The sequence below is a fragment of the Pelomonas sp. Root1444 genome (assembly GCF_001426885.1).
Taxonomy (GTDB): Bacteria; Pseudomonadota; Gammaproteobacteria; order Burkholderiales; family Burkholderiaceae_C; genus Pelomonas.
The window spans coordinates 717,828-743,215 of sequence record NZ_LMFP01000003.1 but is presented as its reverse complement, the minus strand read 5'-3'; the positions used below and the strand labels follow the sequence as shown (position 1 = coordinate 743,215).

The following is a 25,388-nucleotide window of genomic DNA, read 5'->3' as shown; positions in this document are numbered from 1 at the left end:
GTCCGGGGGTGGGAAAGAGGGCTTCGCCGTCGAATTCGACACCTCCCGTTCGTTATCCGGATATGGAACGACCCCCACGCTCGCTTCGCTCGCTGCCCCCCGAGGGGGCGTGTCAGAGACTTCGGGCGGCCGGGCGCCTCTGACATGGCCCGCATCGAGTTCACGCCCCAACTGCAGCGCTTCGTCGACACGCCCGTCGTCGACACGCCCGCCACCGAGCTTCGCGCGGGCCTGGAGGCCGCGTTCGCACTGAACGAGCGCCTGCGCGGCTACGTGCTCGACGACCAGGGGCATCTGCGCCACAACGTCGTCGTCTTCATCGACGGCCGCCGCGCACGCGATCTGCGCGGGCTCAGCGACCCCCTCGGGCCCGACAGCCGGGTCCATGTCCTGCAAGCTTTGTCTGGAGGTTGAGAAATGAATCAAGACCGCGCCTGGGCCGCGACCCGCAAGGGCCTGTTCGAACTGCGCCGCCGCGCTGGCGTCTGGCAGATCGAGAACGTCAGCTTCCTGGCCGACCCGGTCAGCATGCTGCTGCCGCCGGACCGCACCGGACGCATGCTGGCTGCGCTCAACCTCGGCCACTTCGGCACCAAGCTGCAGGCATCGGACGACGCCGGCAAGACCTGGCAGGAGGTCGGCGTGCCGACCTACCCGCCGCAGCCCGAGGGCGCCGAAGGGCCGGCATGGAAGCTGCTGCAGATCTGGGCGCTGGAGCGCGCCGCCGACACGATCTGGGCCGGCACCTTGCCCGGTGGCCTGTTCTCCAGCCGCGATGGCGGCGCGACCTGGCAGATCAACGAGGCGCTCTGGTACGAGCCCAAACGCCTGGGCTGGTTCGGCGGCGGCAGCGATGCGCCGGCCCTGCATTCGATCTCCCCGCGCGCCGACAGGCCCGACGAGCTCCTGCTGGGCATCTCCTGCGGCGGCGCCTGGCGCACGACGGACGGCGGCCAGACCTGGGCCTTGAGTGCCAAGGGCATGCGCGCCGACTTCATGCCGCCCGAGCAGGCCGGCGAGGAGAACGTGCAAGACCCCCACCTCATCGCCCGCTGCCGCGACGTGCCGGCGGTGCTCTGGTGCCAGCACCACAACGGCATCTTCCGCAGCACCGACCACGGCGCCCACTGGACCGAGCTGAAGGCCGAGCCGTCCAGCTTCGGCTTCCCCGTGGCGGCGCACCCGAGCGACCCCGACACCGCCTGGTTCGCCCCGGCCGTGAAGGACGAGCGCCGCGTGCCCGTCGACGGCGCCCTGTGCGTGACGCGCACCCGCGACGGCGGCCGCAGCTTCGAGGCGCTGCGCACCGGCCTGCCGCAGCAGCACTGCTACGACCTCATCTACCGCCATGGCCTGGCGGTGGACGACCGCGGCGAGCAGCTGATGATGGGCTCGACGACCGGCGGCCTGTGGGCCAGCGGCGATGCCGGTGACAGCTGGCAGACCGTCTCGGCCCACCTGCCGCCGATCTACGCGGTCAAGTTCGGTTGAGATGACAGGCCATCCCGCATGCCGGCCTTGGCGCTCCGAAGCGCTCACCCCTTGAGCCGCTCGCGGACTTCCTTCAGCTCGGCCTCGCCGAGACTCGGCTCGGGGTAGTTCATCTTCAGCGCCGCCAACGCGTCGACGACGACCTGCGAGACGATCAAGCGCGCATTGCGCTTGTCGTCCGCCGGCACCACGTACCAGGGTGCCTGCTTGCTGTTGGTGGCTTGCAGCATCTCGCCGTAGGCACGCATGTACTGCGGCCACAGCTCGCGCTCGTCGAGGTCGGCGGCGCTGAACTTCCAGTTCTTGGCTGGGTCGTCCAGCCGCGCCAGGAAGCGCTGGCGCTGCTCTTCCCTGGACAGGTGCAGGAAGAACTTGATGACGCGCGTGCCGTTGCGGTGCAGGTGCTGCTCCAGGTGGTTGATGGACTCGTAGCGTTGCGGCCAGAGCTTGGCGGCGCGCGTCGTCTCCTTGGGCAGGGACTGCGCGGCCAGGATCTCCGGGTGCACGCGCACGATCAGCACCTCCTCGTAGTAGGAGCGGTTGAAGATGCCGATGCGGCCGCGCTCGGGCAGGCATTGCGAGGTGCGCCACAGGAAGTCGTGGTCCAGCTCCTGGGCGCTGGGGTGCTTGAAGCTGAAGACCTGGCAGCCCTGTGGGTTCACGCCCGACATGACGTGCTTGATGACGCTGTCCTTGCCGGCCGCGTCCATGGCCTGGAAGATCAGCAGCAGCGAATAGCGGTTGTGGGCGTAGAGCAGGTTCTGCAGCTCGCTGAGGCGTTCGACCTGCGTGCGCAGTTGCTCCTTGTAGTCGTCCTCGTCGCGGTACAGCGCATCAACCGCCGTGGGCCAGTGCTTGAGCTTGACCTTCTGGCCCGGCGGGACGCGATAGGCCTCGGTGTCTGGCGGCATGGCGGGCTTCCTGCAAGCTGTCGATGCCCCAGCCTAACGCCGTGGCGGGCGCGGCGATGTCAGACTTCGCCCCTCTTCCATTCCCTTGCCGTGACGATGCTACTGCGCGCCTCATTCCTGTTGTTGCTGGCCCTGGCCGGCGCCTCGGCCCGCGCCGCCGAGGAGGACAAGCCGCCGGCCTACGAGCCGCGCGAGCACTACACCAAGTACGAGTACCGCGTGCCGGTGCGCGACGGCGCCAGGCTCTTCACCGCCGTCTACCTGCCCAAGGACCAGAGCCGGCGCTATCCCCTGCTGATGGTGCGCACGCCCTATGGCTGCGGCCCCTACGGCGTCGACCGCGACGGCGTGCGTGCGCTGGCGCCGAGCGAGGACTTCCTGAAGGCCGGCTACATCTTCGTCTGCCAGGACGTGCGCGGCCGCAGCCTGTCCGAGGGCGAGTTCATCGAGATGACGCCGCACAGGCCCGTCAAGAAGACGCCCACCGATGTCGACGAGAGCTCCGACACGCATGACAGCGTGCAATGGCTGCTGGACCGCATCCCCGGCCACAACGGCCGCGTAGGCCTCTGGGGCATTTCCTACCCCGGCTTCTACACGGCGGCGTCCATCATCGACTCGCACCCGGCCATCAAGGCCGCGTCGCCGCAGGCGCCCATCGCCGACCTCTTCATGGGCGACGACAGTTACCACGGCGGCGCCTTCATGCTGGCCGCCAACTTCGGCTTCTACACCGGCTTCAAGCCGCAGCAGGGCCCCACGCCGCCCCCGAAGCAGTGGCCGCAGTTCGACTGGGGCACGCTGGACGGCTACGAGTTCCACCTGGATCACGGCAACCTCGATGCGCTGTCGAAGCGCCTGGCCAAGGACGGCGGGGCGAACCCGTACTTCGACGTGCAACTGGCGCACGACCGCTACGACGAGTTCTGGCAATCGCGCGCCATCACGCCGCACCTGAAGCACATCCGCGCCGCCGTGCTGACGGTGGGCGGCTGGTTCGACGCCGAGGACCTGGCCGGCCCGCTGGCCATCTTCCGGGCCATCGGCAGGCACAGCCCGGCGACGGACAACCGCCTCGTCATGGGCCCGTGGGTGCACGGCGGCTGGGTCGGCGCGCCGGGCCGGCAGCTGGGCCGCGTGCAGTTCCAGCAACCCACGGCCGAGCAGTTCCAGAAGGAGGTGCTGCTGCCCTTCTTCGAGCAGCACTTGCGCGGCGAACCCGATGCCAAGGCGCCCAGGGTCGCCAAGGCCACCGTCTTCGAGACCGGCACCAACGTCTGGCGCCGCTACGACGCCTGGCCGCCGCGCGAAGCGCAGCCGCGCACGCTCTACTTCGCGCCCGGCGGCAAGCTCAGCTTCACGCCGCCGCAGCCCACCGGGCCCGAGTTCGACAGCTGGGTCAGCGACCCTGCCAAGCCCGTGCCCTACATCGGCTACGCCAGCCTGGGCGTGCCGCAGGAATACATGGTCAGCGACCAGCGCTTCGCATCCACCCGGCCCGACGTGCTGACCTTCCGCAGCGACGTGCTGGAGGAGGACGTGACGCTCGCCGGCCCCGTCGTCGCGCGGCTGTTCGCCTCAACGACCGGCACCGACGCCGACTGGGTCGTCAAGCTCATCGACGTCTACCCGCCGGAGCTGGAGGACGAGGTCGCCAAGAAGCGCAAGCCCCGCACCGAGGACGTCGAGCCCCAGGACAGCCCGCTCGGCGGCTACCAGCAACTGGTGCGCGGCGACCCGCTGCGCGGCCGCTTCCGCAAGGGCTTCGAGGCGCCCGAGGCCATGGTGCCGGGGCAGGTGGAGGAACTGCGCGTCGCGCTGCAGGACATCAACCACAGCTTCCGCCGCGGCCACCGCATCATGGTGCAGGTGCAGAGCAGCTGGTTCCCGCTGATCGACCGCAACCCGCAGACCTTCGTGCCCATCCGCAGCGCCCGGCCCGAGGACTTCCAGGCCGCGACGCAGAAGCTCTTCCGCTGGGCCGGCCAGGCCTCGGGCCTGGAGGTCAAGGTGCTGGCGGCGCCGCCGCGCTGAGCGGCGTCACGGCTGCGGCACGATGAGGATCTTGCCGTCGCGCTCGCCGGTGCTGGCCGCTGCGATGGCCTCCTGGATGCGCTCGACAGGGTAGGTCGCGTGGATGCGCGCCTTCAGCTGGCCGGTGGCGATCAGCTTCGTCAGCTCGCCGTACAGCGCCTGCTGGGCTTCACGCGATGCGACGCGGAACCACTTGGCCAGCCAGAAACCGCGCAGCGTCAGGTCGTTGAAGACGAAGGACTGCGGCGACACCACACAGGGCTCGCCACTCATCAGTCCGTAGTTGACGACGGTGCCGCCCTCGGCAATGCACATGGACAGCCGGTTCGTGGCCTTGCCGCCCACCGCGTCGATGCCCAGGCGGATGGGAGCGCCCGAGACAGCGTCCTTGACCCGCTTGGCCAGGTCGTCGCCGTCCACCAGCACCACGTCGCCGCCATCGGCCGTCACCGCGGCGGCCGCGCCCTCGCGCCGCACGATGTTGACCGTGCGCAGTCCGCGCAGCCTGGCCAGCTGCGTCAGGTAGCCGCCCACACCCGAGTTGGCGACGTTCTGTATGACCCAGTCGCCGGGCTGCAGCGTGACGAACTCCGACAGCATCAACGAAGCGGTCGCCGGGTTGACGGTCAGCATGGCCAGCTGCTGCGGGTCGGCGCCTGAGGGCAGCGGCACCAAGCGCCTGGCGTCGGCGACGAGGTGGCTGGCCCAGGTGCCGCTGCCAGCGGGCAGCAGCACGGTCTGGCCCGGGGCCAGGTGGCTGACACCCTCGCCCAGCGCGACGATGCGGCCCACGCCCTCGCTGCCGCCCACGGCCGGCAGCGGCGGCAGGATGCCGTAGCCGCCGGTCAGCATCAGCACGTCCGACGGGTTGATGGGCGCGGCCAGCACGGCCACTAGCGCCTGGCCCGCCGCGGGTGCGGGCGGCTCGAACGGCACCGCGTGAATCACGTCCCGCGGCACCGGGCCGCGTTGTTCGTACTGCGCCTTGATGCCTTGGATGCTCATGCCGGTCTCCTGGTTGTGCGCGCCGATTCTCAACCGGCGGCGGGCCATTGCGCATCCGGCGGCGCCAGCAATTGCAGCGGCGTGCCGGTGACCGGATGGGTCAGGGCCAGCGACCGCGCGTGCAGCCACAGCCGCTGTGTGCCCAGGTGCGCGGCGACGGCGCGGTTCAGCGGCCCCTTGCCATGCGTGGCGTCGCCCAGGATGGGATGGGCGATGTGCTTGAGATGGCGGCGGATCTGGTGCCGGCGGCCCTGCAGCGGCTCGGCCTCCAGCAGCGCGACCCGCGTGGTCGCGAAGCGTTGGTCGGTGACAAGCGGCCACTCGACGCGCCGCAGCACACGCCAGCGCGTCTGCGCCTCCAGCATCGGCTGGCCGGCGGACGGCAGCTCGGGGTCACGGGCCAGCGGATGGTCGACGAGGCCCTCGCCTGCCGCCGGCCAGCCGCGCACCAGCGCCAGGTAGCGCTTGGCCATGCGGCCGTGCTCGAACATCGCGCCCAGCAGCGACGCGACCTCGGCCGACAGCGCGAACAGCAGCACGCCCGACGTGCCGCGGTCCAGCCGGTGCGCCGGCCACACGGGCCGGCCGAGCTGGTCGCGCAGCAGTTGCAGCGCGGCCTCGCCCTCGTGCGCCGCGAGCTGCGTGCGGTGCACCAGCAGGCCGGGCGGCTTGTCGATGGCGACGAGGTGGTCGTCGATGTGCAGGATCGCCAACGTCAAGACAGGTCGCCGTCCACGTAGAACCAATTGCCGCCCTCGCGCACGAAGCGGCTCACCTCGTGCAGCCGGTGGGCGCGGCCGCCGAGCTTGCTGCGGGCGACGAACTCCACGGTGCCGTGGTCGGCGTCCTGCAACACGCTTCGCCTGACGGCCAGGCCCAGCCACTTCAGCCCCGGCTCGGGCGGCGCCAGTTCGGCCGGGCGGGTGCTGGCATGCCAGGTGGCCCGCAGATAGTCGGGCAGGTCCAGCACGAAGGCCGAGTAGCGCGAGCGCATCAGCGCTTCCGGCGTCGCCGCGTGCAGCCCCTGGCGGTTGGCGAACGCAACATGCAGGGCACCGCAGCAGCGCGCGTAGGCGCCGCCCGAACCGCAGGGGCAGGGCGCGGTCACAGCAGCAGCTCCCAGGTCTCGCTGACGACGTCCTGCCCGAAGCTGTTCACCGCCTCGCTGGCGACGAGCCGGTAGCCTTGTGCGGCGTAGAGTGCGCGCGCCGCCGTCAGGGCGCTCTGGGTCCACAGCACGGTGCGCTGGTAGCCGGCAGCGCGTGCGAAGTCGCTGCACTCGCGCACCAGCCGCCTGCCCACCCCCTGGCCGCGCGCCTGTGGCGCCAGCAGCAGCAGGCGCAGCCGGGCGACGCCAGCGAGGGGCTCGCCCGTCGTGCCATCGCGGGCCTGCGTGAGCATGACGCTGCCCAGCCGCTCGTCACCTCGCGCGGCGATCCAGCAGGCCTCGCGCGCAGGGTCGCGGTCATCGATGAAGTCCGCGCAGATGCGCGCCACCAGCGCTTCGAAGCGGGCGTTCAGGCCGTACTCGGCCGCGTAGAAGGCGCCGTGGCGCTCGATGATCCAGCCAAGGTCGCCGGGCTGGGGCGGGCGCAGTTCGATCGCAGGCGGATGGTCCATCCGCGCATCATCGCGGACACGCTACGCTGACGCTGGAGCAGACGGGAGAACGACGGTGGGCATCGTGGTGTATTGGCTGGAAGGCGACGGCGAGGCCGCGTTGCCGGTGTGCGAACTCTTCGGCAGCACCGAGCTGATCCAGGCGCTGGCCTGGGCGGAGGACCGGCGCAGGCAGGGCCATCGCCACGTCAGCATCTCCACGGCGCTGGAGGAAAATATCGGCCGGCCCGGCGTCTCGGCCGTGGAGGGCGGCCGGACGCCCGACGGCGAAGCCTATGAATGGTCCAAGGCCGGGCGGGCCGGCAAGGTGCGGCGCAGGTAGGGGCCACGGCGCAAGAAGAAACAGCCGGCGCCCGAAGGCTGCCGGCTGCTCGTCGCTCAGTTGGGCGGGACGGCCCGTGTCACTTCTCTCCGCTGGACGTGTATTCGACGTCGGTCACCAAGCCGGCCGCATCGAAGGACACGATCAGGGTCTTGGTATAGAGCTTCATGTTGAAGACGCTGCCCTTGACGTGCGTGTAGCTGTAGATGAACGCCGTCTCGCCCTTGGTCTTGATGAACGGGTGGACGCCGCGGCCGTTGGGGTTGCCCAGCAGGGCGGCGACATCGGCTCGGGTCGACTTGCCCTTGACGATGGCGCTGACCTTGCCTTCGTCGAAATCGGTCGCGTCGTTGGGGAAGGAGCTGATGAACTCTTCAGCGACGAGCAGGTCGTTGTGGGTCAGGAAGACCTGGGCGCGGGCCGGCGTCACGCCGGGGTACTTGCCGCTGCCCGCACCCTCGGCGTAGGCGTAGCGCACCGATTTCAGCTTTTCGCCGTTGCGCAGCAGCTCACCCGTCATCTGGGGGGCGCCCATGACCTGCGTGACCTGGGCCGCCGTCGATTTGCCGACTTGGAGGGCACCCGCGTCGGGCCGTTTGAAATTGGTACCGGCGCAGCCGACCAGGAATGCCGTCGAAGCGGCCACCAGCAAAAGACGAAGGGTATTGGACATTTGAGGTTGGTTTGGGAATGGAGCAGGGTGCCCGGCTCGGTTGCATGCACGGGCGCGGCGGATTGTGGGCAGAGACCTTGGGGCTGGCGCTAGGGATGACCCGTGCGGGCGGGCAGTATTGACGTGACTGCGGCGCGATGCCGGGGCATCGAGATCGTCAAAAGGCGCTTCTCTAAAATGTGTCGATGAATCCCGTGCCAGACGTGTCCGAAGCTGCTCAGACCAGTCCTCTCCTCAAGAACCTCAACCCCGAGCAGTTGGCCGCGGTGACGGCGGAACCGGCGCCCGCGCTGATCCTGGCGGGCGCCGGCTCCGGCAAGACCCGTGTACTGACGACGCGCATCGCCTGGCTGCTGCAGACGGGGCAGGTCAGCCCCGGCGGCATCATGGCCGTGACCTTCACGAACAAGGCGGCCAAGGAGATGCTGACGCGGCTTTCCACCATGCTGCCGTTCAACGTGCGCGGCATGTGGATAGGCACCTTCCATGGCCTGTGCAACCGCTTCCTGCGCGCGCACTGGAAGCTGGCCAACCTGCCGCAGGCGTTCCAGATCCTGGATGCGAGCGACACCACGTCGGCCGTCAAGCGCGTCATCAAGGCGATGAAGCTGGACGAGGAACGCTTCGTGCCCAAGCAGGTCGGCTGGTTCATCGCCGGTTGCAAAGAGGATGGCCACCGTCCCGGCGACGTCGAGGCGCGCGACGAGCAGACCAAGAAGCTCATCGAGATCTACGCCAACTACGAGGACCAGTGCCAGCGTGAGGGCGTCGTCGATTTCGCCGAGCTGATGCTACGCAGCTACGAGCTGCTGCGCGACAACGCGGCCGTGCGCGAGCACTACCAGCGGCGCTTCCGCCACATCCTGGTCGACGAGTTCCAGGACACGAACAAGCTGCAGTACGCGTGGCTGAAGATGTTTGCGCCGCCGAACGCGGACAACGGCCAGAGCCTGCTGGCCGTGGGCGATGACGACCAGAGCATCTACGCCTTCCGCGGCGCGCGCGTGGGCAACATGGCGGACTTCGAGCGCGAGTACCGCGTCAAGAAGGTCATCAAGCTGGAGCAGAACTACCGCAGCTTCGGTCACATCCTGGACGCCGCCAACGAGCTGATCAGCCGCAACAGCCAGCGCCTGGGCAAGACGCTGCGCACCGACGCCGGCCTGGGCGAGCCCATCCGCGTGCAGGAAGCGCCCAGCGACTTTGCCGAGGCGCAGTGGGTCATCGAGGAGATCCAGAGCCTGCACCGCGGCGGGCTGGACCGGCAGGAAATCGCCATCCTGTACCGCAGCAATGCGCAATCGCGGGTCATCGAGTCGGCGCTGTTCAACTCGGGCATCCCGTACCGCGTCTACGGCGGCCTGCGCTTCTTCGAGCGGGCCGAGGTGAAGCACGCGCTGGCCTACCTGCGGCTGCTGGAGAACCCGAACGACGACACCAGCTTCCTGCGGGTCGTGAACTTCCCGACCCGCGGCATCGGCGCCAAGACGCTGGAGAACCTGCAGGACGCCGCCAAGGCGAGCGGCCGCAGCCTGTACCAGAGCGTGGGGGCCATCGCCGGCAAGGGCGGCGCCAACCTGCTGGCCTTCACCCACCTCATCGACTCGACGCGCAACCTCACGCAGGGCATGACGCTGCGCGAGATCATCGAGCAGGTGCTGGAGACCTCCGGCCTGCTGGACTTCTACCGCACCGACAAGGACGGCGCCGAGCGGCTGGAGAACCTGGACGAACTGATCAACGCGGCCGAGGCCTTCGTCATGCAGGAGGGCTTCGGCAAGAACGCCGTGGGCCTGCCGGTGGACGAGGTGGCCCCGAATCTCCAATCCGGCGGCACGCCGGGTGCCGTGCCCGATGCCGAGACCGGCGAGATCATGTCGCCGCTGGTGGCCTTCCTGACGCACGCCTCGCTGGAGGCCGGCGACAACCAGGCCCAGGCCGGGCAGGACGCGGTGCAGCTGATGACGGTCCACTCCGCCAAGGGCCTGGAGTTCGACGCGGTGTTCATCACCGGCCTGGAGGAAGGCCTGTTCCCGCACGAGAACGCGATGTCCGACCACGACGGGCTGGAGGAGGAGCGGCGCCTGATGTACGTGGCCATCACGCGGGCGCGCAAGAAGCTCTCCTTGAGCTTCTGCCAGACGCGCATGCTGCACGGACAGACGCGTTATCACATCAAGAGCCGCTTCTTCGACGAGCTGCCGGAAGAAGCACTGAAGTGGCTGACGCCGCGCAACCAGGGCTTCGGCTCGGGCTATGCGCGCGAGTACCAGCAGGCCTGGGACCGGGGTACCGGCTTGAAGGGCATGGTGGGCGCCGGCAACGTCGCCCGGCCCGCCTGGGTGGAGCCGCCGGTGCCGGCCAGCATGAAGCCCAAGGTGTCCGAGGAACACGGTGGCCTGCGCGTCGGCAAGGGCGTGTTCCACACCAAGTTCGGCGAGGGGGTGCTGCTGACGCTGGAAGGCAGTGGCGCGGACGCGCGCGCGCAGGTCAACTTCGGCCGGCATGGCACCAAGTGGCTGGCGCTGTCGGTGGCGAAGTTGACGCCGACGGATTGAGTGCCCCTCGCCTGGTCTCGCCGCGCTGAACGCGGGCGAGCCCAATCGGTCCCCCTAGGGGACGGTGATGCTCGCGGCATCGAGCCGCGAGCACATCGCCATGGCGGGCCGGCTTGGGGCGGCCCGGCGCTCGGCCCGAAAGTCCTCAGCGGCCCACGATGACGACGTGCGCCTGAATCAGCGTGTCAATGGGGCCGACGCCAAAGCGGGCCGCAATGGCCTGGGCGGCGTGCGCCGTCAGTTCCGGCAGCCGGCCCGGCGCTCGCGCCTCGATCTCGTTGCGCAGCGGCGTGCCCTGGCAATAGCCCAGCGCCGGCCCCGACGGCGATTCGGTGCGGGCCCGCATGGGCAGCGTCACGGCGTCGGCCGGGTGTTCGAAGCCACCCGCGGCCAGGTCGGCGCGCAGCGCGTCCAGGTCATGGCAGCCATGCGGTGTGCGGGCGAGAAAGCGCGGCGGGTCGTCGGGGAAGGCCTGGGCCAGCGCCTGCGTGACGGTGTCGGCCAGCTCGTTGCTGCCGATGTGATCCCACACGTTGAACAGGAAGAAGCCGCCGGGCCTGAGCACGCGGCGGATCTCGGCAAAGGCGCGCGGCCTGTCCAGGAACATCACGCCGAACTGGCAGGCCACGAGGTCGAAGCTCTCGTCGGCGTAAGGCAGCTCCTGCGCGTCCGCCAGCCGCCATTCGACGGGGCGCGCGGTGCCCAGCGTCGCGGCCATGTCCAGCATGGCAGCGTTCAGGTCGCTGGCGACGATCTCGGTGCCGGCGGGCAGCTGGTCCACCAGATGCCGCGTCAGCACACCGGTCCCGGCGGCGATCTCCAGCACCCGCGCGGGCCGCAGCGCCGCGGCGCGTGCTGCCAGGTCTTGCGCGTAGGGCGCGAAGATCAGCGGCACGAGGTAGCGCTCGTACAGCTGCGGGATGGAGCCGGTGAAGCCCCGGTCGGCCATGTTCATGCGGCCGATTCTGGGCGCGGTGCTAGGCTCGGCGCCGCTTTACACGCAATTGCTTGCAACTCGCCATGACCGAACACCGCCCGTCCCATGCCGAGCTGTCGGCCTTCCTGCAGGCCGAGTTCCCGCAGAACCGCTGCACGCTGGAGGAGGTCGACGAGGACGGCAGCGTCGTCGTCGCCCATCCCGTCGGCGAGACGGAGTTGCGGCCCGGGGGCACGGTGTCGGGCCCGGTCATGATGACGCTGGCCGACGTGGCGCTCTACATCGCCATCCTGGCGCGCATCGGCATCGTGCCACTGGCGGTGACGACCAACCTGTCCATCAATTTCCTGCACAAGCCGCGCGCCGACCGCCGCGTCGTGGCGCGCTGCCGGCTGATGAAGCTGGGTCGGTCGCTCGCCGTGGGCGAGGTGTGGATCTTCTCGGAAGGCGAAGAAGAGCCGGTGGCCCACGCCACCGGCACCTATGCGATCCCGCGGGACCGCTGAGACAGGGGATCAGAGCCCGATCTCGCCGCCGTCCTTGCGGGTGACGACCACAGTGGCCGAGCGCGGGCGCTTCTTCGCAGCCGCGTCGGCCTGACTGGCCGGCCAGTAGCTGCCGAAGGTCTTGGCGACCCAGTCCGGCGTGCCGTCCTCGCCGGGGTGCTGGACGTTGAAGAACAGCGTCTTGCTGTCCGGCGTCATTGCGATGCCGGTGATCTCGCACTCCCTGGGGCCGACGAGGAAGCGGCGCAGCGTGTCGGCGGTCGCATTGGCGCCCTTGATCGTGCTGGTGCCGCCCGCCGCGTTGGCCGCGCCGCCGTCTCCCACCTTGCCCGGCACGGCGGCCAGCATCATGCAGTTGGTGATGTCGGTGTAGGCGCCGTCGTCGGTCTGCACCCACAGCATGCCGCGCTTGTCGAAGTGCAGGCCGTCGGGGCTGGAGAAGTCGTTGACGTCGGTCAGGCCGGAGAGGTTCACGTCGGCTGCCGCGTCGGCCTGGGCGCCGAACAGGTAGATGTCCCAGGCGAACTTCGTGACGCTCGCCGCGTCCTCGCGCCAGCGGATGATGTGGCCGTTGGGGTTGCCCTTCTGCGAGGTGCTGCCGCCCTTGACGTCCTCGTAGTAGCGCGGGTTGGCCGCGTCGGGCTTGAGCTGGCTGCCGGTCGGCGTGGCGGTGTTGGCGACGCGGTTGCTGTTGTTGGTCAGGGTCATGTAGACCTCGCCGTTCAGCGGGTTCACCGCGCCCCATTCCGGCCGGTCCATCTTGGTGGCGCCGAGCTTGTCGGCCGCCAGGCGGGCGTGGATGAGCACGTCACCCTGATCGGCGAACGGGTAGGCGGCGTTGGTGGCGTCCAGGCCGTTCTTGCCGAAGGTCAGCTCCAGCCATTCGCCGCTGCCGTCGGCGTGGAACTTGGCGACGTACAGCGTGCCTTCGTCCAGGTACTTGGCGCCAGCCGCCATGCCCTTGCCCACGTCGGCCGCGTCCCACGGCGCCTTGGAGACGAACTTGTAGATGTACTCGTTGCGCGAGTCGTCGCCCATGTAGAAGACCACCGGCTTGCCGGCCACGGCGGGCGCGGGCCAGGCGCCTTCGTGGTTGAAGCGGCCCAGCGCGGTGCGCTTGGCGGGCGTGGCGTCCGGCGCGAAGGGGTCGATCTCGACGACCCAGCCGAAGGTGTTGATGGTGTTGCGATAGTCGTCCGCGGCGGTGGCAGCGGTCGCTGAGGAGTCCCAGCGCGCGAACAGGTCGGCCGTGCCCGCGGTTTCCCAGAAGTACGGGCTCTTGCGGTTCTGCGGCAGGCCGTAGCGGTTCAGTCCTGCCACTTCCTTGGCGCTGCGCTTGGCATCGTCGCCAGCGGCGCGCGAGATGACGTTGAGGTAGTTCTCCTCGCAGGTCAGGTACGTGCCCCAGGGCGTGTACCCGTTGGCGCAGTTGTTGTTGGTGCCGCGTGTCTGCGTGCCGCCGGCCGAGAACTTCGTCGCCAGCAGCGCCGAGCCGCGCGCCGGACCGGTGAAGTCCATCACCGTGGCCGAGGTGACGCGGCGGTTGAAGCGCGAGCCGCGCACCATGGCCGTGCCGGCGGCGTCGCGCTTGACCTCGGCAACGCTGACGCCGTGGGCATAGATCTCCTTCTCGACCTCGGCGGCATTGCGCGTGGCGCCGGCGCTGCGGCCGGCCGGGTGCAAGCCGTAGGGCGCGACGACGTACTCGTGGTTGACGCACAGCAGGCCGCGATCCGAGCGGTCGGCCTGGTAGGTGCCGGTGTCGGACAGCCCGAACCAGTGCATGCCGTCATGCCCGTCGCCGACGCGGCGCTGGTACGAGTCGGCGCTTTCGCTGCCGTCGTCCTTCCAGGACTCGTCGCCGAAGTGCAGCGGGTCACCCAGCGCGTGCAGGATGCTGACCTGGTAGCCCTCGGGCACGGTGACGAGGTCGTTCTTGTTCTTGGCCACGGCCGTGAAGCCGAGCTTGGGTGCGGCGGCCGGTGCGGGCGCAGGCGCCGGCGCGGGGGACGGTGTGGGAGCGTCGTCGTCGGAGGAGCAGGCCGTCAGGCTGGCGCCGCCGAGCAGGGCGGCTGCCGTGACGCTGAGGCCGCCGCGCAGCGCTTGGCGGCGGCTCAGGCGTGCCGCCAGCACATCGGCCATGTGGGTGTTGGCCGAGGTGTTGACGACGGCGTCATCGTCGTAGTCGTTTGGAGGGCAGGTGAGGCTGGGCAGGTTCAAGAGGGGCTCCGCAATGCTGGAGCCTGGCATTCTTCAAACCCGGCATGTCAGGACGATGAAGACTGCGGTTCGCTGAGCACGTCCGGCGGCGCGCCGAACATGAAGCAGTCGACGAAGCTGAAGTAGAGCGACGCGTAGAACACCGTCGACAGCAGCAGCAAAGTGGCCATCAGCACCATGGGCGCGAACTGCGCCAGGCCCAGCAGGCCGAACACGAGGCTGACGCTGCTGGCCACGGCCAGCAGCAGGCCACCCCACAGCAGCGCATTCAGCGCGAACGCCGCCTTGTTGCGCCACAGCGCCAGCGTGCTGGAGAACAGCGCCTGCGCCACGCCCTGGCCGCCCCAGTGCACGAGGGCCGGCGCATGCCAGTAGGGCACCGACAGCAGCGCCACCAGTCCCAGTCGCGTGGCCAGGCCCCAGAACAGGCGCGGGTCGGTGGCGGCGTTCGCGATGGTGTCGTTGTCGGCGTTCTCGGCGATCAGGCGTTGCAGGTCGCTCGTGCTGCCGCCGTCCACCCAGTCGGACAGCAGGCCGATGAGCAGCGCCGCGCCGGCGTAGCTGAAGCACAGCAGCAGCTGGCTGCGCCGGCGTTCCGGGGTGAGCTTCAGCGGCGCGATGAACACCGCGGCGGTGGGCGTCTTCTTCTGCAGCACGAGGTGCGTGGCCAGCATGAAGCCCAGCGACAGCAGCGGCAGCGATGCCATCGTCAGCATCAGGCCGACATAGGGCAGCAGCATCGCGGCGAAGCCGACGAACAGGAACAGGCCGAACAGGCCCGCCAGCGCCATCGGCTGGCGCTGGAAGACCTTGAAGCCGTGGCGTATCCAGAGCCGGCCGTTGCGCGCAGGCACCTGCTGGAGATGGAGTTGCATCGTCGTCATTCGGCGGCCTCGCCGTGCAAGGCGTGCCAGGGCTTGGCCATGCGCTCGCGCAACACCCGCTCGAAGTGGCTGGGGTCGTGCGCCTTCAGCAGCGAGGCCTCGCGCGGCAAGTGCAGGTCGTACAGGCGCGACACCCAGAAGCGCAGCGCCGCGGCGCGCAGCAGCGCCGGCAGCAGGCGGTGCTCGGCGCCGGACAGCGGCCGCTCGCTCTCGTAGGCCGCCACGAAGACGCTGGCGCGCTCCTCGATGAGGCGGCCGCTGGTCAGGTCGATGCACCAGTCGTTCAGGCAGACGGCGAGGTCGAACAGCCAGGTGTCGACGCCGGCGAAGTAGAAGTCGAAGAAGCCGGTCAGCCGCTCACGGCCCGGGCCCTCGCCGGGTTCGAACATGACGTTGTCGCGGAACAGGTCGGCGTGGATGGGGCCCTTGGGCAGATCGGCATAGCGCGCCGACGCAGCCAGCTGCTCCTGGTAGGCCAGCTCGCTTGTCAGCAGACCGGCCTGGCCGGCATCCAGGAAGGGCAGCAACTGCGGCACCACCTGCTGCCACCACGCCAGGCCGCGCAGGTTGGGCTGGTGCATGGCGAAGTCCTGCCCGGCCAGGTGCATGCGGGCCAGCGTCGCGCCAACCTGGGCGCAGTGGAAGGCGTCGGGCGCCAGCTGGTGGCCGCCATGCAGGCGGTCCACGATGGCCGCGGGCTTGCCGGCGACCTCGAACAGGATCTCGCCGGCCGCGTCCGCATGCGGCTCGGGCACCGGGATGCCGCGCTGCGCCAGGTGCTGCATCAGCCGCAGGTAGAACGGGAGCTGCTCGGCCGTCAGGCGCTCGAACAGCGTCAGCACGTAGTGGCCGTGCTCGCAATCGACGAAGTAGTTGGTGTTCTCGATGCCGGCGCCGATGCCGCGCAGCGAGGTGAGGCGCCCGAGGGAGAGGTGGTCCAGCAGGGCTTGCGCCTGCGCGGCGCTGACTTCGGTGAAAACGGCCATGGGGGAGGGGCAGGTCAGCGACCCGGAGGGCCGCCGGGAATCAGAATTTGAGGACGCGCCAGACCCGCGTGCCCGAGCCGCTCTTGGGCATGCCCGTGCCGGTGCCGCCGGCGGACTCGCGGCCCGCGTCGTTGACGACGATCTCGTAGTCGGGGGCCTTGGTGATCTTGTTCTTGACCGTGACCTTCTTGGCCTCGCCGCGCACCTTCAACTCTTCGATGCGGACCTGGTCGTCCTCGGCCACGGTCCTCTCGACCTTGGGCTCGGGCGGCGGGTCGGCCAGGGCGCTGCTGGCCAGGGCTGCGAGCAGGATCGGTACGGCGAGGCGAAGCATGCTGCCGATTCTAGGTGGCGCCTGCCCGAGAATCCGTCGCCATGAGTAAACCCATCCTGCTGCTGGTCGACGGCTCCAGCTACCTGTATCGCGCCTTCCATGCCATGCCCGACCTGCGGGGCCCGGAAGGCCAGCCCACCGGCGCCGTGCGCGGCATGGTGGCGATGCTGAAAAAGCTGCAGAGCGACGTCGGCGCGGAACATGCCGTTTGCGTGTTCGACGCCTCGGGCCCTACCTTCCGCGACGAGTGGTATCCCGAGTACAAGGCCCAGCGCTCGCCGATGCCGCCGGAGCTGCGCGCCCAGATCGAGCCCATCCACGAGGTCGTCAAGCTGCTGGGCTGGCCCACGCTGACGGTGCCGGGCGTGGAGGCGGACGATGTCATCGGCACGCTGTGCTGCATCGGCGCCAAGGAGGGCCACCGCATGATCGTGTCGACGGGCGACAAGGACCTGTCCCAGCTCGTCAATGCCGACGTGGAGCTCATCAACACGATGAGCAACGAGCGGCTGGACGAAGCGGGCGTGCTGGCCAAGTTCGGCGTGCCGCCGGACCGCATCGTCGACTACCTCACGCTGATGGGCGACACCGTGGACAACGTGCCCGGCGTGCCGGGCGTGGGCCCCAAGACGGCGGCGAAGTGGATTGCCGAGTACGGCTCGCTGGACGGCGTCATGGCCGCGGCCTCCGCCATCAAGGGCAAGGCTGGCGAGAACCTGCGTGCCACGCTGGACTGGCTGCCGACGGGCCGCAAGCTCGTCACCGTGAAGGTGGACTGCGAGCTCGCCGAGCATGTGCCCGGCTGGCCCAAGCTGGACGACCTCGCCTTCCGCGAGCCGGACAAGGCGCTTCTCGGCGAGTTCTACGTGCGCAACGGCTTCAAGCAGTGGCTGGAGGAGTTGACCGGCACCGCGGTGGTCGCCAAGCCCAAGGCCCCACCCGCGGCCCATCCCGGCCTGTTCGACGAGCCGGAGCCGCCCGCCGGTGCGGCGGACATCGAGCGCAGGTACGAGACCATCCTGACCTTCGAGCAGCTCGAGGCCTGGCTGGTCCGCCTGCACGCCGCGCCGCTGGTCGCGCTGGACACCGAGACCGACTCGCTGGACCCGATGGCCGCGCGCATCGTCGGCATCTCCTTCGCCGACAAGCCGGGCGAGGCGGCCTACATCCCGCTGCAGCACAGCGGCCCGGACGCACCGGAGCAACTGCCCTTGGCCGCGGTGCTGGCGCGGCTGAAGTCCTGGCTGGAGGACGATTCGGCCAAGAAGATCGGGCAGAACCTGAAGTACGACCGCCACGTGCTGCTCAACCATGGCATCAACCTCGGCGGCGTTCAGCACGACACGCTGCTGCAGAGCTACGTGCTGGAGGCCCACAAGACCCACAACCTCGAAGCACTCGCCGAGCGCCACCTCGGCCGCAAGGGCCTGAGCTACGAGGACCTGTGCGGCAAGGGCGCGCACCAGATCCCGTTCGCGCAGGTGAGCGTGGACAAGGCGACCACCTACTCGGGTGAAGACTCCGAGATGTGCCTGCACCTGCACAGCGCGCTCTGGCCGCAGATCGAGGCCGATGTGGGCCTGACGCGCATCTACCGCGACATCGAGATGCCCACGGCCGACCTGCTGGCCCGCGTGGAGCGCCACGGCGTGCTGATCGATTCCGAGAAGCTCAAGCTGCAGAGCCACGAGATCGGCCAGCGCCTGGTGCTGCTGGAATCGCAGTGCTACGACATCGCCGGCCAGCCGTTCAATATCGGTTCGCCGAAGCAGATCGGCGACATCCTGTTCGGCAAGCTGGGCTTGCCCGTCGTCAAGAAGACCGCCACCGGCGCGCCATCCACCGACGAGGAGGTGCTGACCGAGCTGGCCGCCGATTTCCCGCTGCCGGCCAAGATCCTGGAGTACCGCGGCCTGTCCAAGCTGAAGAGCACCTACACCGACAAGCTGCCGCTGCAGATCAACGCCCACACCGGCCGCGTGCACACGAACTACGCGCAGGCGGTGGCGGTCACGGGCCGGCTGTCCAGCAACGAGCCCAACCTGCAGAACATCCCCATCCGCACGGCCGAGGGCCGCCGCGTGCGCGAAGCGTTCGTCGCGCCCGAGGGATTCAGGATCGTCAGCGCCGACTACTCGCAGATCGAACTGCGCATCATGGCCCACATCAGCGAGGACCCGGGCCTGCTGCGCGCCTTCCAGGAAGGCCAGGACGTGCACCGCGCGACGGCCAGCGAGGTGTTCGGCATCGCGCTGGACGAGGTCTCCAGCGAACAGCGTCGTTATGCCAAGACCATCAACTTCGGCCTCATCTACGGCATGGGCGCCTTCGGGCTGGCCTCGGCGCTGGGCATCGAGCAGAAGGCCGCCAAGGACTACATCGAGCGCTACTTCACCCGCTTCGCGGGCGTGAAGCGCTACATGGACGAGACCAAGGCCCGCGCCGCCGAGCGCGGCTTCGTCGAGACGCTGTTCGGCCGCCGCATCTACCTGCCCGAGATCCGCGGCGGCAACGGCCAGCGCCGCGCCGGCGCGGAGCGGCAGGCCATCAACGCGCCCATGCAGGGCACGGCGGCCGACCTGATCAAGCTGGCTATGCTGGCCGTGCAGGCCGAACTGGACCGTGCGGGCAAACAGGCCAAGATCGTCATGCAGGTGCACGACGAACTGGTGTTCGAGGTGCCGGAGGCCGAACTGGACTGGATGCGAGCCGAGGTGCCGCGCCTGATGGCCGGCGTGGCGGCGTTGAAGGTGCCGCTGCTGGCCGAGGTGGGTGTGGGGTCCAACTGGGAAGAGGCGCATTGATCTGGCGGCATGGGGTTCATGTGTTTTCCTGAAAAATGGCAAAATACATAAATTACTGGAGATAGCCATGTCCGCCGTCCTCGAACAAGCCATTGCAGACCAGCTGCCCAGCGTGTCCGCCACCCAACTGGTCGCCGGCATCCAGAAGGTCGGCCGCACGGTGGCGGCGCATGGCGCAGTGCTGATCACCAAGCATGACCAGCCGGCCTATGTGTTGATGTCGGTGGAGCGCTACCGCGAGATGCAGCGCGCCGCCGAGCCCGACCTGGGCGCCCTGGGCGGCGAGTTCGACGCGATGCTGGCGCGCATGCAAGGGCAGGGCAACGCGCTGGCCGACGCTTTCGCAATGGCGCCCGAGGCCCTTGGCGCCGTCGCAGCCAAAGCCGCCAAACCTTCCCGTCGCAAGGCCGCCTGAGCCTTGCCTGCCCGTCTCTTTGTCTTGGCCGGCGTCAACGGTGCCGGCAAGAGTTCGCTGGGCGGCGCGGCCATCCAGGCCAACGGCGCCGAGTTTTTCAATCCCGACATCGCCGCCGCTCGCCTGCGCGAGCAGCAACCCGGCCTGTCCGCCGAACAGGCCAACGGCCTGGCCTGGACGCTGGGCCGCCGAGGCGTGGACCGCGCGCTGGCCGAAGGGCTGACGTATGCCTTGGAGACGACGCTGGGCGGCACGAGCATGACCCGGCTGCTGCTGGACGGCGCGCGTGACGGTGCCGAGGTTCACGTCTGGTACGCCGGCCTGGCAACGCCGGAGCTGCACCTGCGCCGCATCCAGGCACGCGTGGCCGCGGGTGGTCATGACATCCCGGAAGCCAAGGTGCGCGAGCGCTTCGACGCCAGCCGCGCCAACCTCGTCAAGCTGATGCCGCACCTGGCCAGCCTGCACGTCTACGACAACAGCTTCGAAGCCGACCCGCGCCAGGGCCGCCGGCCGCAGCCGGTGCTGCTGCTGCAGATGCAGGCCGGCCGTGTCGTCGCGCATGCGCCGCTGCGCAGCGTCCCGGCCTGGGCCAAACCCCTGCTGGCCGCGGCACTGCGTTGACTATCATCCGCGCCACAAAGGGAGTGGGGTGATGAAGGTCTTGCTGGTCGATGCGTTTCCGATGGTGCGCGCTGCGCTCACCGGGCTGGTCGAGCAGCATTTCGCCGGCGCCCAGGTGCAGGGTGTCGATACCACGGCCGCGGCGCGCGCCGCGCTGGCCCAAGGCCTGCCCCGCCTCGTGCTGCTGGACCTGCGCGTGGACGGCGGTTTCGAGCTGCTGCAGCAGATCCACCGCGAGCACCTGATGCTGCCCGTCGTGGTCATTTCAGGCAGCGACGAGACCGAGGACGCGCTGCAGGCCATCGGCGCGGGTGCCATGGGCTATGTGCCCGAGCGCAGCGACCTCAACATGCTGGTGCAGGCCCTGCAACTCGTGCTGGCCGGCGGCACCTATGTGCCGCCGCTGAAGCCGCGCGCCGAGGAGGCACCCACCGCCGCATCGGCCGCCCCGGTGCTGCCGGACTGGGCCGAACTGCCGCTGACGCCGCGCCAGAAGCATGTGCTGCATCTGCTGACCCAGGGCCTGTCCAACAAGCTCATCGCGCGGGAGCTGGGTGTCAGCGTCGACACGGTGAAGGACCATGTCGCGGCGGTGTTGAAGGCACTGGGCGTCAACTCGCGCACCCAGGCCGTCGTCATCGCGACGCAGAAGGCCCGCTGATCAGAGCCGCTTGGCCACTTCGGCCTTGAACCAGCCCGATGCCAGGTAGGCGTAGAGGTTCTTGCCCGGGCAGACCGTCTGTGCGCTGTGGTCCTTGTGGCTGGCAATCGCGTCGAGACCGAGCTTGTGCTCGCGCGCCAGCCAGGCGGTCAGCGCGACGGCGGCATGGAGCTGCGCGGCCGTGGGCTGCTGCTCCTCGAAATTGCCGACCAGCATGACCAGCGCATGGCCGCGCGGGTCGTACTCGGTGTTGGTGTCGCCCGCCTGCGTGAGCGGGCGCGCGGCGTAGATGCGGCCATCGGGCGCGATAACGTAGTGGTAGGGGATGTCGGCCCAGCGCTTGGTCAGCCGCGACCACTGCTGCAGCCGGCGCAGGTAGGCCTGGACGTCGGTGCCTTCCTTCCAGACCTCGCCCTGGTGGTGCAGCGTGATGTGGTCAATGCGCTGCGGCGGCATGCTGGACGCGACCGTGCTGCCGCCCCAGGCGTCGACGCTAATGATCTCCGGCGCCCTCAGCCCGGTGCTGGTGGTGGCACAGCCGGCCAGCGCCAGCAGCAGGCCGAGCGCGGCGAGTTTCATTGGACCGCCTCGATGGCGCTCAGCACCGCCTCGGCCGTGGCCGGCGCGCGCAGCGGTGGGTCGCAGCGCTCCGGCCCGCAGGCCGCGCAGGCGTCCTTGATCGCCAGCAGTGCCGCGAAGCCCAGCAGCAGCGGCGGCTCGCCGACGGCCTTGCTGCGGTGGATGGTCTGGCTGGCATTGGCCACGCCGAACAGCTCGACACGCAGCTCGGGCGGGCAGTCGTTGGCGGTGGGGATCTTGTAGGTGCTGGGCGCATGCGTCGTCAGCAGGCCCGTCACCGGATGCCACACCAGCTCCTCCATCGTCAGCCAGCCCATGCCCTGGATGAAGCCGCCTTCGATCTGGCCGATGTCGATGGCGGGGTTCAGGCTGGTGCCCACATCGTGCAGCAGATCGGCGCGGGTGATGCGGCTCTCGCCGGTCAGCGTGTCCACCAGGGCCTCGCAGACGGCGCCGCCCCAGGCGTAGTAGTAGAACGGGTGGCCTTGCAGCTTGGCGCGGTCCCAGTGCAGGCCGGGCGTGGCGTAGAAGCCGTCGCTCCAGAGCTGGATGCGCTGCAGGTAGGCCGCGGCGACGAGCTCGCAGAAGGCGACGCTCTGACCGCCGCCGCCGACCTGGCCATCCGCGAAGGTGATGAACTCGGGCGCGCAGCCGAAGCGTTCGGCCGCGAAGGCCGCGAGCCGCGCCTTGATCTTGCGTGCGGCGTCCTGTGCGGCCTTGCCGTTCAGGTCGCTGCCGGTCGACGCGGCGGTGGCCGAGGTGTTGGCGACCTTGCTCGTGTCGGTGGCCGAGCAGCGCACGCTGCTCAAGGGCAGGCCCAGCTCGTGCGCGACGACCTGCGCGACCTTGGTGTTCAACCCCTGGCCCATCTCCGTGCCGCCGTGGTTCACCAGCACCGAGCCGTCGGTGTAGACATGCACCAGCGCGCCGGCCTGGTTCAGGTGGGCCACATTGAACGAGATGCCGAACTTGACCGGCGTGAAGGCCAGGCCCTTTTTCAGTACCGGGCTGGCCGCGTTGAAGGCGTCGATCTCGGCGCGGCGCTGCTTGTAGCGGCTGCTGGCCAGCAGCTGGGCCGTCAGCGGCTGGGCATGCAGCTCCTCGACCTGCTGGCCGTAGGGCGTCGTGTCCTGCCCGGCCACGTAGAAGTTGCGTTGGCGGACCTCGGCCGGATCGAGCCCCAGCCGACGCGCGACGCCGTCCAGGATCATCTCGATGGCGATGGCGCCCTGCGGCCCGCCGAAGCCGCGGAAGGCGGTGTTGCTCTGCGTGTTCGTGCGGGCGCAGTAGCCGTGCATGGCGACATGCGGCAGCCAGTAGGCGTTGTCGAAGTGGCACAGCGCGCGGGCCATGACCGGTGCGGACAGGTCGGCGCTGTGGCCGGCGTTGGCGACCAGCTCCACGTCGACCGCCAGCATGCGGCCCTCGTCGTCGAAGCCGACATCCCAGCGATAGTCGAAGCCGTGGCGGCGGCCGGTGATGAGGAAGTCGTCGTCGCGGTCGACGCGCAGCTTGACCGGCTTCTTCAGCCTCAGCGCGGCGATGGACGCGACGCAGGCGAACAGCGCCGATTGCGACTCCTTGCCGCCGAAGCCGCCGCCCATGCGCCGGCACTGCACGGCGACGCGGTGGGACTGCCAGCCGAGGGCATGCGCGACGAGCTGCAGCATCTCGCTCGGGTGCTGGGTCGAGCAGTGCACCAGCAGGCCTTCGCCGCCTTCCTGCGGCACCGCGAGGCTGATCTGCCCTTCCAGGTAGAACTGCTCCTGACCGCCCAGGCTCCAGCTGCCCTGCAGGCGGTGTGGCGCGGCAGCGAGCTGCTCGGCCGGTTCGCCGCGGGTCAGGTGCATGGGCGGCAGCACGTACTGGCCGGCGGCATGCGCTTGCAGCGCCGTCAGCACCGGTGGCAGCGGTTCGGCGTGGATGACCTGCTGGGCCAGCGACGCCGCACGGCGGGCCAGTTCGCGGTCCGTCGCGATGACGGCGAACACGGGCTGGCCGACGTAGCTCAACACCTCCGCGGCCAGGATGGGGTCGTCATGCAGCAGTGGGCCGCAGTTGTTCTCGCCGGCAATGTCGGCAGCGGTGAGCACGGCGACGACGCCCGGCTGCCGGCGGATGCGGTCGAGATCCACGCCCAGCAGCCTGCCGTGCGCGACGGGCGACAGGCCCAGCGCCGCGTGCAGCGTGCCGGCGGGCTCGGGCAGGTCGTCGATGTAGGGCGCCGCGCCGCTGACGTGCAGGTGGGCCGATTCATGCGGCATCGACGTGCCGACGACCGGTTGCGCGACGGGCAGGGTTTCGGGCTTGTTCATGCCGCCACCTCCTGCATCGAGGGCCAGATGCCGAGGGGCGCGGCCTGCGCGCCGCCGGTCTCCAGCCACAGCTTGGTGAACAGGTTCTGCGCGACCTTGAGCCGGTAGCCGGCCGAGGCGCGCATGTCGGTCATCGGCTGGAAGTCCTGCGGCAGCGCGGCCGCGGCGGCCCGGGCGGCGGCTTCGGTCCAGGGCTGGCCGACGACGGTCGCTTCCGCGGCGGCGGCGCGCTTGACGATGGCGGCCATGCCACCGAAGGCAAAGCGGGCCTCGCGAACCGTGCCGTCGGCGTCGACCTGCAGCGCCAGCACGGCGCAGACGGCCGAGATGTCGCTGTCATGGCGCTTGGCGATCTTGTGCGCGCTGAAGCGCCAGCCGGCGGACGGCAGCGGCACCTGCAGCGCCTCGATGAACTCGCCGGGCTGCAGGTCCTTCTTCATGTAGTCGAGATAGAAGTCCTGCAGCGGCAGGCGGCGCTGCTGCGCGCCCTTGCGCAGGACGACGTCGGCACCCAGCGCCATCAGCGCCGGTGCGCCGTCGCCGATGGGCGAGCCGTTGGCGATGTTGCCGCCCAGCGTGCCGGCATGGCGCACTGGCGGCGACGCGAAGCGCAGCCACAGCTCGCGCAGGCGCGGCACGGCAGCGGTCAGCGCCGCCCAGCTGTCCTCCAGCGAGGCCGCGGCGCCGATCCACAGGCTGCCGTTCTCCGTGCGGATCTCGCGCAGTGCCGCGACGCGGCCGGTGTAGATGACGTCGCCCAGATCGCGGAACTGCTTGTTGACCCACAGGCCCACGTCGGTGGAGCCCGCCAGCAGCGTGGCCTGCGGATAGGCCTCGCGCAGCAGGGCCAGGTCCGGCAGGCTCTGCGGTGCATGGAAGCGCGCGCCAGCCGGGCCGTACGCCAGCGGCTCATCGGCGGCCAGGGCTTGCAGCGCCTGGGCGATCGGTTCGCGGTCGATGCACCGGGCGGGCGCCTGGAACATGCGCTCGCCAGCGTCGAGGATCGGTCGGTAGCCGGTGCAACGGCACAGGTTGCCGGCCAGCGCGTCGGCCAGTTGCTGGCGCGTCGGCGTGGTGCCGGCGGCCTGGTGCTGTTCGTAGCAGGCCGTCAGGCTCATGACGAAGCCGGGGGTGCAGAAGCCGCACTGGGAGCCATGGCAGTCCACCAGCGCCTGCTGGGCGGGGTTGAGCCGCTCCGGGCCGCCCAGGTCTTCCACGGTCAGCAACGCGCGGCCGTCCAGCGTTGGCAGGAACTGCGTACAGGCATTGACGTTGCGCAATTGCAGCCGGCCTTGGGCATCCAGTTCGCCCTGGATGACAGTGCAGGCGCCGCAGTCGCCCTCGGCACAGCCTTCCTTGGTGCCGGTGCAGCCGGCGTGCTCGCGCAGAAATTGCAAGACCGTGGTGGTCGGCGCGAGGTCGGCCACCTCGACGACCTCGCCGCGGTGGAAGAAGCGCACAGGGCGAACGTTTTGTCGGGTATTCATGCTGGCCTCGATTGTCGGGCGT

The 25,388-nt window shown here is 69.7% G+C and carries 24 protein-coding genes; 10 read left to right on the top strand and 14 right to left on the bottom strand.

Going from position 1 to position 25,388, the window contains the following annotated elements; translation table 11 throughout:
* The first annotated feature begins 144 nt into the window (after positions 1 to 144).
* Positions 145 to 414 carry a MoaD/ThiS family protein gene (locus tag ASD35_RS06235; protein ID WP_056874008.1) on the top strand — a complete coding sequence of 90 codons (270 nt, stop codon included), beginning with the start codon at positions 145 to 147 and terminating at the stop codon, positions 412 to 414.
* Positions 415 to 417: 3 nt separating this feature from the next.
* Positions 418 to 1,491, top strand: coding sequence for an exo-alpha-sialidase (locus tag ASD35_RS06230; protein WP_056874007.1), 1,074 nt, complete (start codon positions 418 to 420; stop codon positions 1,489 to 1,491).
* A gap of 44 nt (positions 1,492 to 1,535) precedes the next feature.
* On the opposite strand, the gene ASD35_RS06225 is transcribed toward ASD35_RS06230, so the two are convergent.
* A complete protein-coding gene (locus tag ASD35_RS06225) occupies positions 1,536 to 2,402 on the bottom strand; it encodes an ADP-polyphosphate phosphotransferase (RefSeq protein WP_056874006.1) in 867 nt (288 codons plus the stop codon).
* 96 nt (positions 2,403 to 2,498) lie between these two features.
* On the opposite strand from ASD35_RS06225, the gene ASD35_RS06220 reads away from it, so the two are divergent.
* On the top strand, positions 2,499 to 4,436 hold the full coding sequence (locus tag ASD35_RS06220; RefSeq protein WP_056874005.1) for a CocE/NonD family hydrolase: 1,938 nt from the start codon (positions 2,499 to 2,501) through the stop codon (positions 4,434 to 4,436).
* A 6-nt stretch (positions 4,437 to 4,442) separates the two neighbouring features.
* Here the strand turns inward: ASD35_RS06220 and ASD35_RS06215 are convergent, their stop codons facing one another.
* From ASD35_RS06215 to ASD35_RS06200, 4 genes are read right to left on the bottom strand one after another with little or no spacing between them, the layout of a single operon-like run.
* Positions 4,443 to 5,441, bottom strand: a complete 999-nt coding sequence (locus ASD35_RS06215) for a zinc-dependent alcohol dehydrogenase family protein (RefSeq protein ID WP_056874616.1) — start codon at positions 5,439 to 5,441, stop codon at positions 4,443 to 4,445.
* A gap of 29 nt (positions 5,442 to 5,470) precedes the next feature.
* Positions 5,471 to 6,160: a pseudouridine synthase gene (locus ASD35_RS06210; RefSeq protein WP_056874004.1), complete on the bottom strand. Its 690-nt coding sequence runs from the start codon at positions 6,158 to 6,160 to the stop codon at positions 5,471 to 5,473.
* Positions 6,157 to 6,549 carry a YchJ family protein gene (locus tag ASD35_RS06205; protein WP_082579949.1) on the bottom strand — a complete coding sequence of 131 codons (393 nt, stop codon included), beginning with the start codon at positions 6,547 to 6,549 and terminating at the stop codon, positions 6,157 to 6,159. The genes ASD35_RS06210 and ASD35_RS06205 overlap by 4 nt, the downstream gene beginning before the upstream one ends.
* A complete protein-coding gene (locus tag ASD35_RS06200; RefSeq protein WP_056874003.1) occupies positions 6,546 to 7,061 on the bottom strand; it encodes a GNAT family N-acetyltransferase in 516 nt (171 codons plus the stop codon). Before ASD35_RS06200 ends, ASD35_RS06205 begins: the two co-directional genes overlap by 4 nt.
* 55 nt (positions 7,062 to 7,116) lie before the next feature.
* Here ASD35_RS06200 and ASD35_RS06195 point away from each other — a divergent pair, with 55 nt between their 5' ends.
* Positions 7,117 to 7,383, top strand: a complete 267-nt coding sequence (locus tag ASD35_RS06195) for a hypothetical protein (RefSeq protein WP_056874002.1) — start codon at positions 7,117 to 7,119, stop codon at positions 7,381 to 7,383.
* A 79-nt stretch (positions 7,384 to 7,462) separates the two neighbouring features.
* On the opposite strand, the gene ASD35_RS06190 is transcribed toward ASD35_RS06195, so the two are convergent.
* On the bottom strand, positions 7,463 to 8,056 hold the full coding sequence (locus tag ASD35_RS06190; RefSeq protein WP_157275402.1) for a hypothetical protein: 594 nt from the start codon (positions 8,054 to 8,056) through the stop codon (positions 7,463 to 7,465).
* A gap of 185 nt (positions 8,057 to 8,241) precedes the next feature.
* Here ASD35_RS06190 and ASD35_RS06185 point away from each other — a divergent pair, with 185 nt between their 5' ends.
* Positions 8,242 to 10,614, top strand: a complete 2,373-nt coding sequence (locus tag ASD35_RS06185) for a UvrD-helicase domain-containing protein (RefSeq protein WP_056874000.1) — start codon at positions 8,242 to 8,244, stop codon at positions 10,612 to 10,614.
* A 145-nt stretch (positions 10,615 to 10,759) separates the two neighbouring features.
* Here ASD35_RS06185 and ASD35_RS06180 read toward each other — a convergent pair whose 3' ends face one another.
* Complete coding sequence (locus ASD35_RS06180) at positions 10,760 to 11,569, bottom strand: class I SAM-dependent methyltransferase (protein ID WP_157275401.1); 810 nt, start codon at positions 11,567 to 11,569, stop codon at positions 10,760 to 10,762.
* Positions 11,570 to 11,634: 65 nt separating this feature from the next.
* Between ASD35_RS06180 and ASD35_RS06175 the strand changes: the two genes are divergently transcribed.
* Entirely contained in the window at positions 11,635 to 12,057 is a 423-nt protein-coding gene (locus tag ASD35_RS06175) for a PaaI family thioesterase (protein ID WP_056873999.1), read from the top strand.
* Positions 12,058 to 12,066: 9 nt separating this feature from the next.
* Here ASD35_RS06175 and ASD35_RS06170 read toward each other — a convergent pair whose 3' ends face one another.
* From ASD35_RS06170 to ASD35_RS06155, 4 genes are all read right to left on the bottom strand, one after another.
* The gene (locus ASD35_RS06170; RefSeq protein WP_235538286.1) at positions 12,067 to 14,199 is read right to left on the bottom strand and encodes a PhoX family phosphatase; all 2,133 of its coding nucleotides are present in this window, start codon (positions 14,197 to 14,199) and stop codon (positions 12,067 to 12,069) included.
* 125 nt (positions 14,200 to 14,324) lie between these two features.
* Positions 14,325 to 15,152, bottom strand: a complete 828-nt coding sequence (locus ASD35_RS06165; RefSeq protein ID WP_157275400.1) for a BPSS1780 family membrane protein — start codon at positions 15,150 to 15,152, stop codon at positions 14,325 to 14,327.
* Between the two features lie 5 nt (positions 15,153 to 15,157).
* The gene (locus ASD35_RS06160; RefSeq protein WP_056873997.1) at positions 15,158 to 16,147 is read right to left on the bottom strand and encodes a homoserine kinase; all 990 of its coding nucleotides are present in this window, start codon (positions 16,145 to 16,147) and stop codon (positions 15,158 to 15,160) included.
* Between the two features lie 40 nt (positions 16,148 to 16,187).
* Positions 16,188 to 16,481 carry a hypothetical protein gene (locus ASD35_RS06155; RefSeq protein ID WP_056873996.1) on the bottom strand — a complete coding sequence of 98 codons (294 nt, stop codon included), beginning with the start codon at positions 16,479 to 16,481 and terminating at the stop codon, positions 16,188 to 16,190.
* A 41-nt stretch (positions 16,482 to 16,522) separates the two neighbouring features.
* Between ASD35_RS06155 and polA the strand changes: the two genes are divergently transcribed.
* The 4 genes from polA (at position 16,523) to ASD35_RS06135 (ending at position 20,985) form a co-directional block, all read left to right on the top strand.
* Positions 16,523 to 19,285 (top strand): DNA polymerase I, encoded by a 2,763-nt coding sequence (polA, locus tag ASD35_RS06150; protein WP_056873995.1) that lies wholly within the window; start codon positions 16,523 to 16,525, stop codon positions 19,283 to 19,285.
* Positions 19,286 to 19,352: 67 nt separating this feature from the next.
* Positions 19,353 to 19,700, top strand: coding sequence for a type II toxin-antitoxin system Phd/YefM family antitoxin (locus ASD35_RS27935; protein ID WP_056873994.1), 348 nt, complete (start codon positions 19,353 to 19,355; stop codon positions 19,698 to 19,700).
* Between the two features lie 3 nt (positions 19,701 to 19,703).
* On the top strand, positions 19,704 to 20,324 hold the full coding sequence (locus ASD35_RS06140; protein WP_056873993.1) for an AAA family ATPase: 621 nt from the start codon (positions 19,704 to 19,706) through the stop codon (positions 20,322 to 20,324).
* Positions 20,325 to 20,355: 31 nt separating this feature from the next.
* Positions 20,356 to 20,985, top strand: coding sequence for a response regulator transcription factor (locus ASD35_RS06135; protein WP_056873992.1), 630 nt, complete (start codon positions 20,356 to 20,358; stop codon positions 20,983 to 20,985).
* Here ASD35_RS06135 and ASD35_RS06130 read toward each other — a convergent pair whose 3' ends face one another.
* The 3 genes from ASD35_RS06130 to xdhA are packed head-to-tail and all read right to left on the bottom strand — an operon-like array spanning position 20,986 to position 25,366.
* Positions 20,986 to 21,564, bottom strand: a complete 579-nt coding sequence (locus tag ASD35_RS06130) for a peptidoglycan recognition family protein (RefSeq protein ID WP_056873991.1) — start codon at positions 21,562 to 21,564, stop codon at positions 20,986 to 20,988.
* A complete protein-coding gene (gene xdhB / locus ASD35_RS06125) occupies positions 21,561 to 23,879 on the bottom strand; it encodes a xanthine dehydrogenase molybdopterin binding subunit (protein ID WP_056873990.1) in 2,319 nt (772 codons plus the stop codon). Before xdhB ends, ASD35_RS06130 begins: the two co-directional genes overlap by 4 nt.
* Positions 23,876 to 25,366 (bottom strand): xanthine dehydrogenase small subunit, encoded by a 1,491-nt coding sequence (xdhA, locus tag ASD35_RS06120; RefSeq protein WP_056873989.1) that lies wholly within the window; start codon positions 25,364 to 25,366, stop codon positions 23,876 to 23,878. The genes xdhB and xdhA overlap by 4 nt, the downstream gene beginning before the upstream one ends.
* Positions 25,367 to 25,388 lie beyond the last annotated feature (22 nt).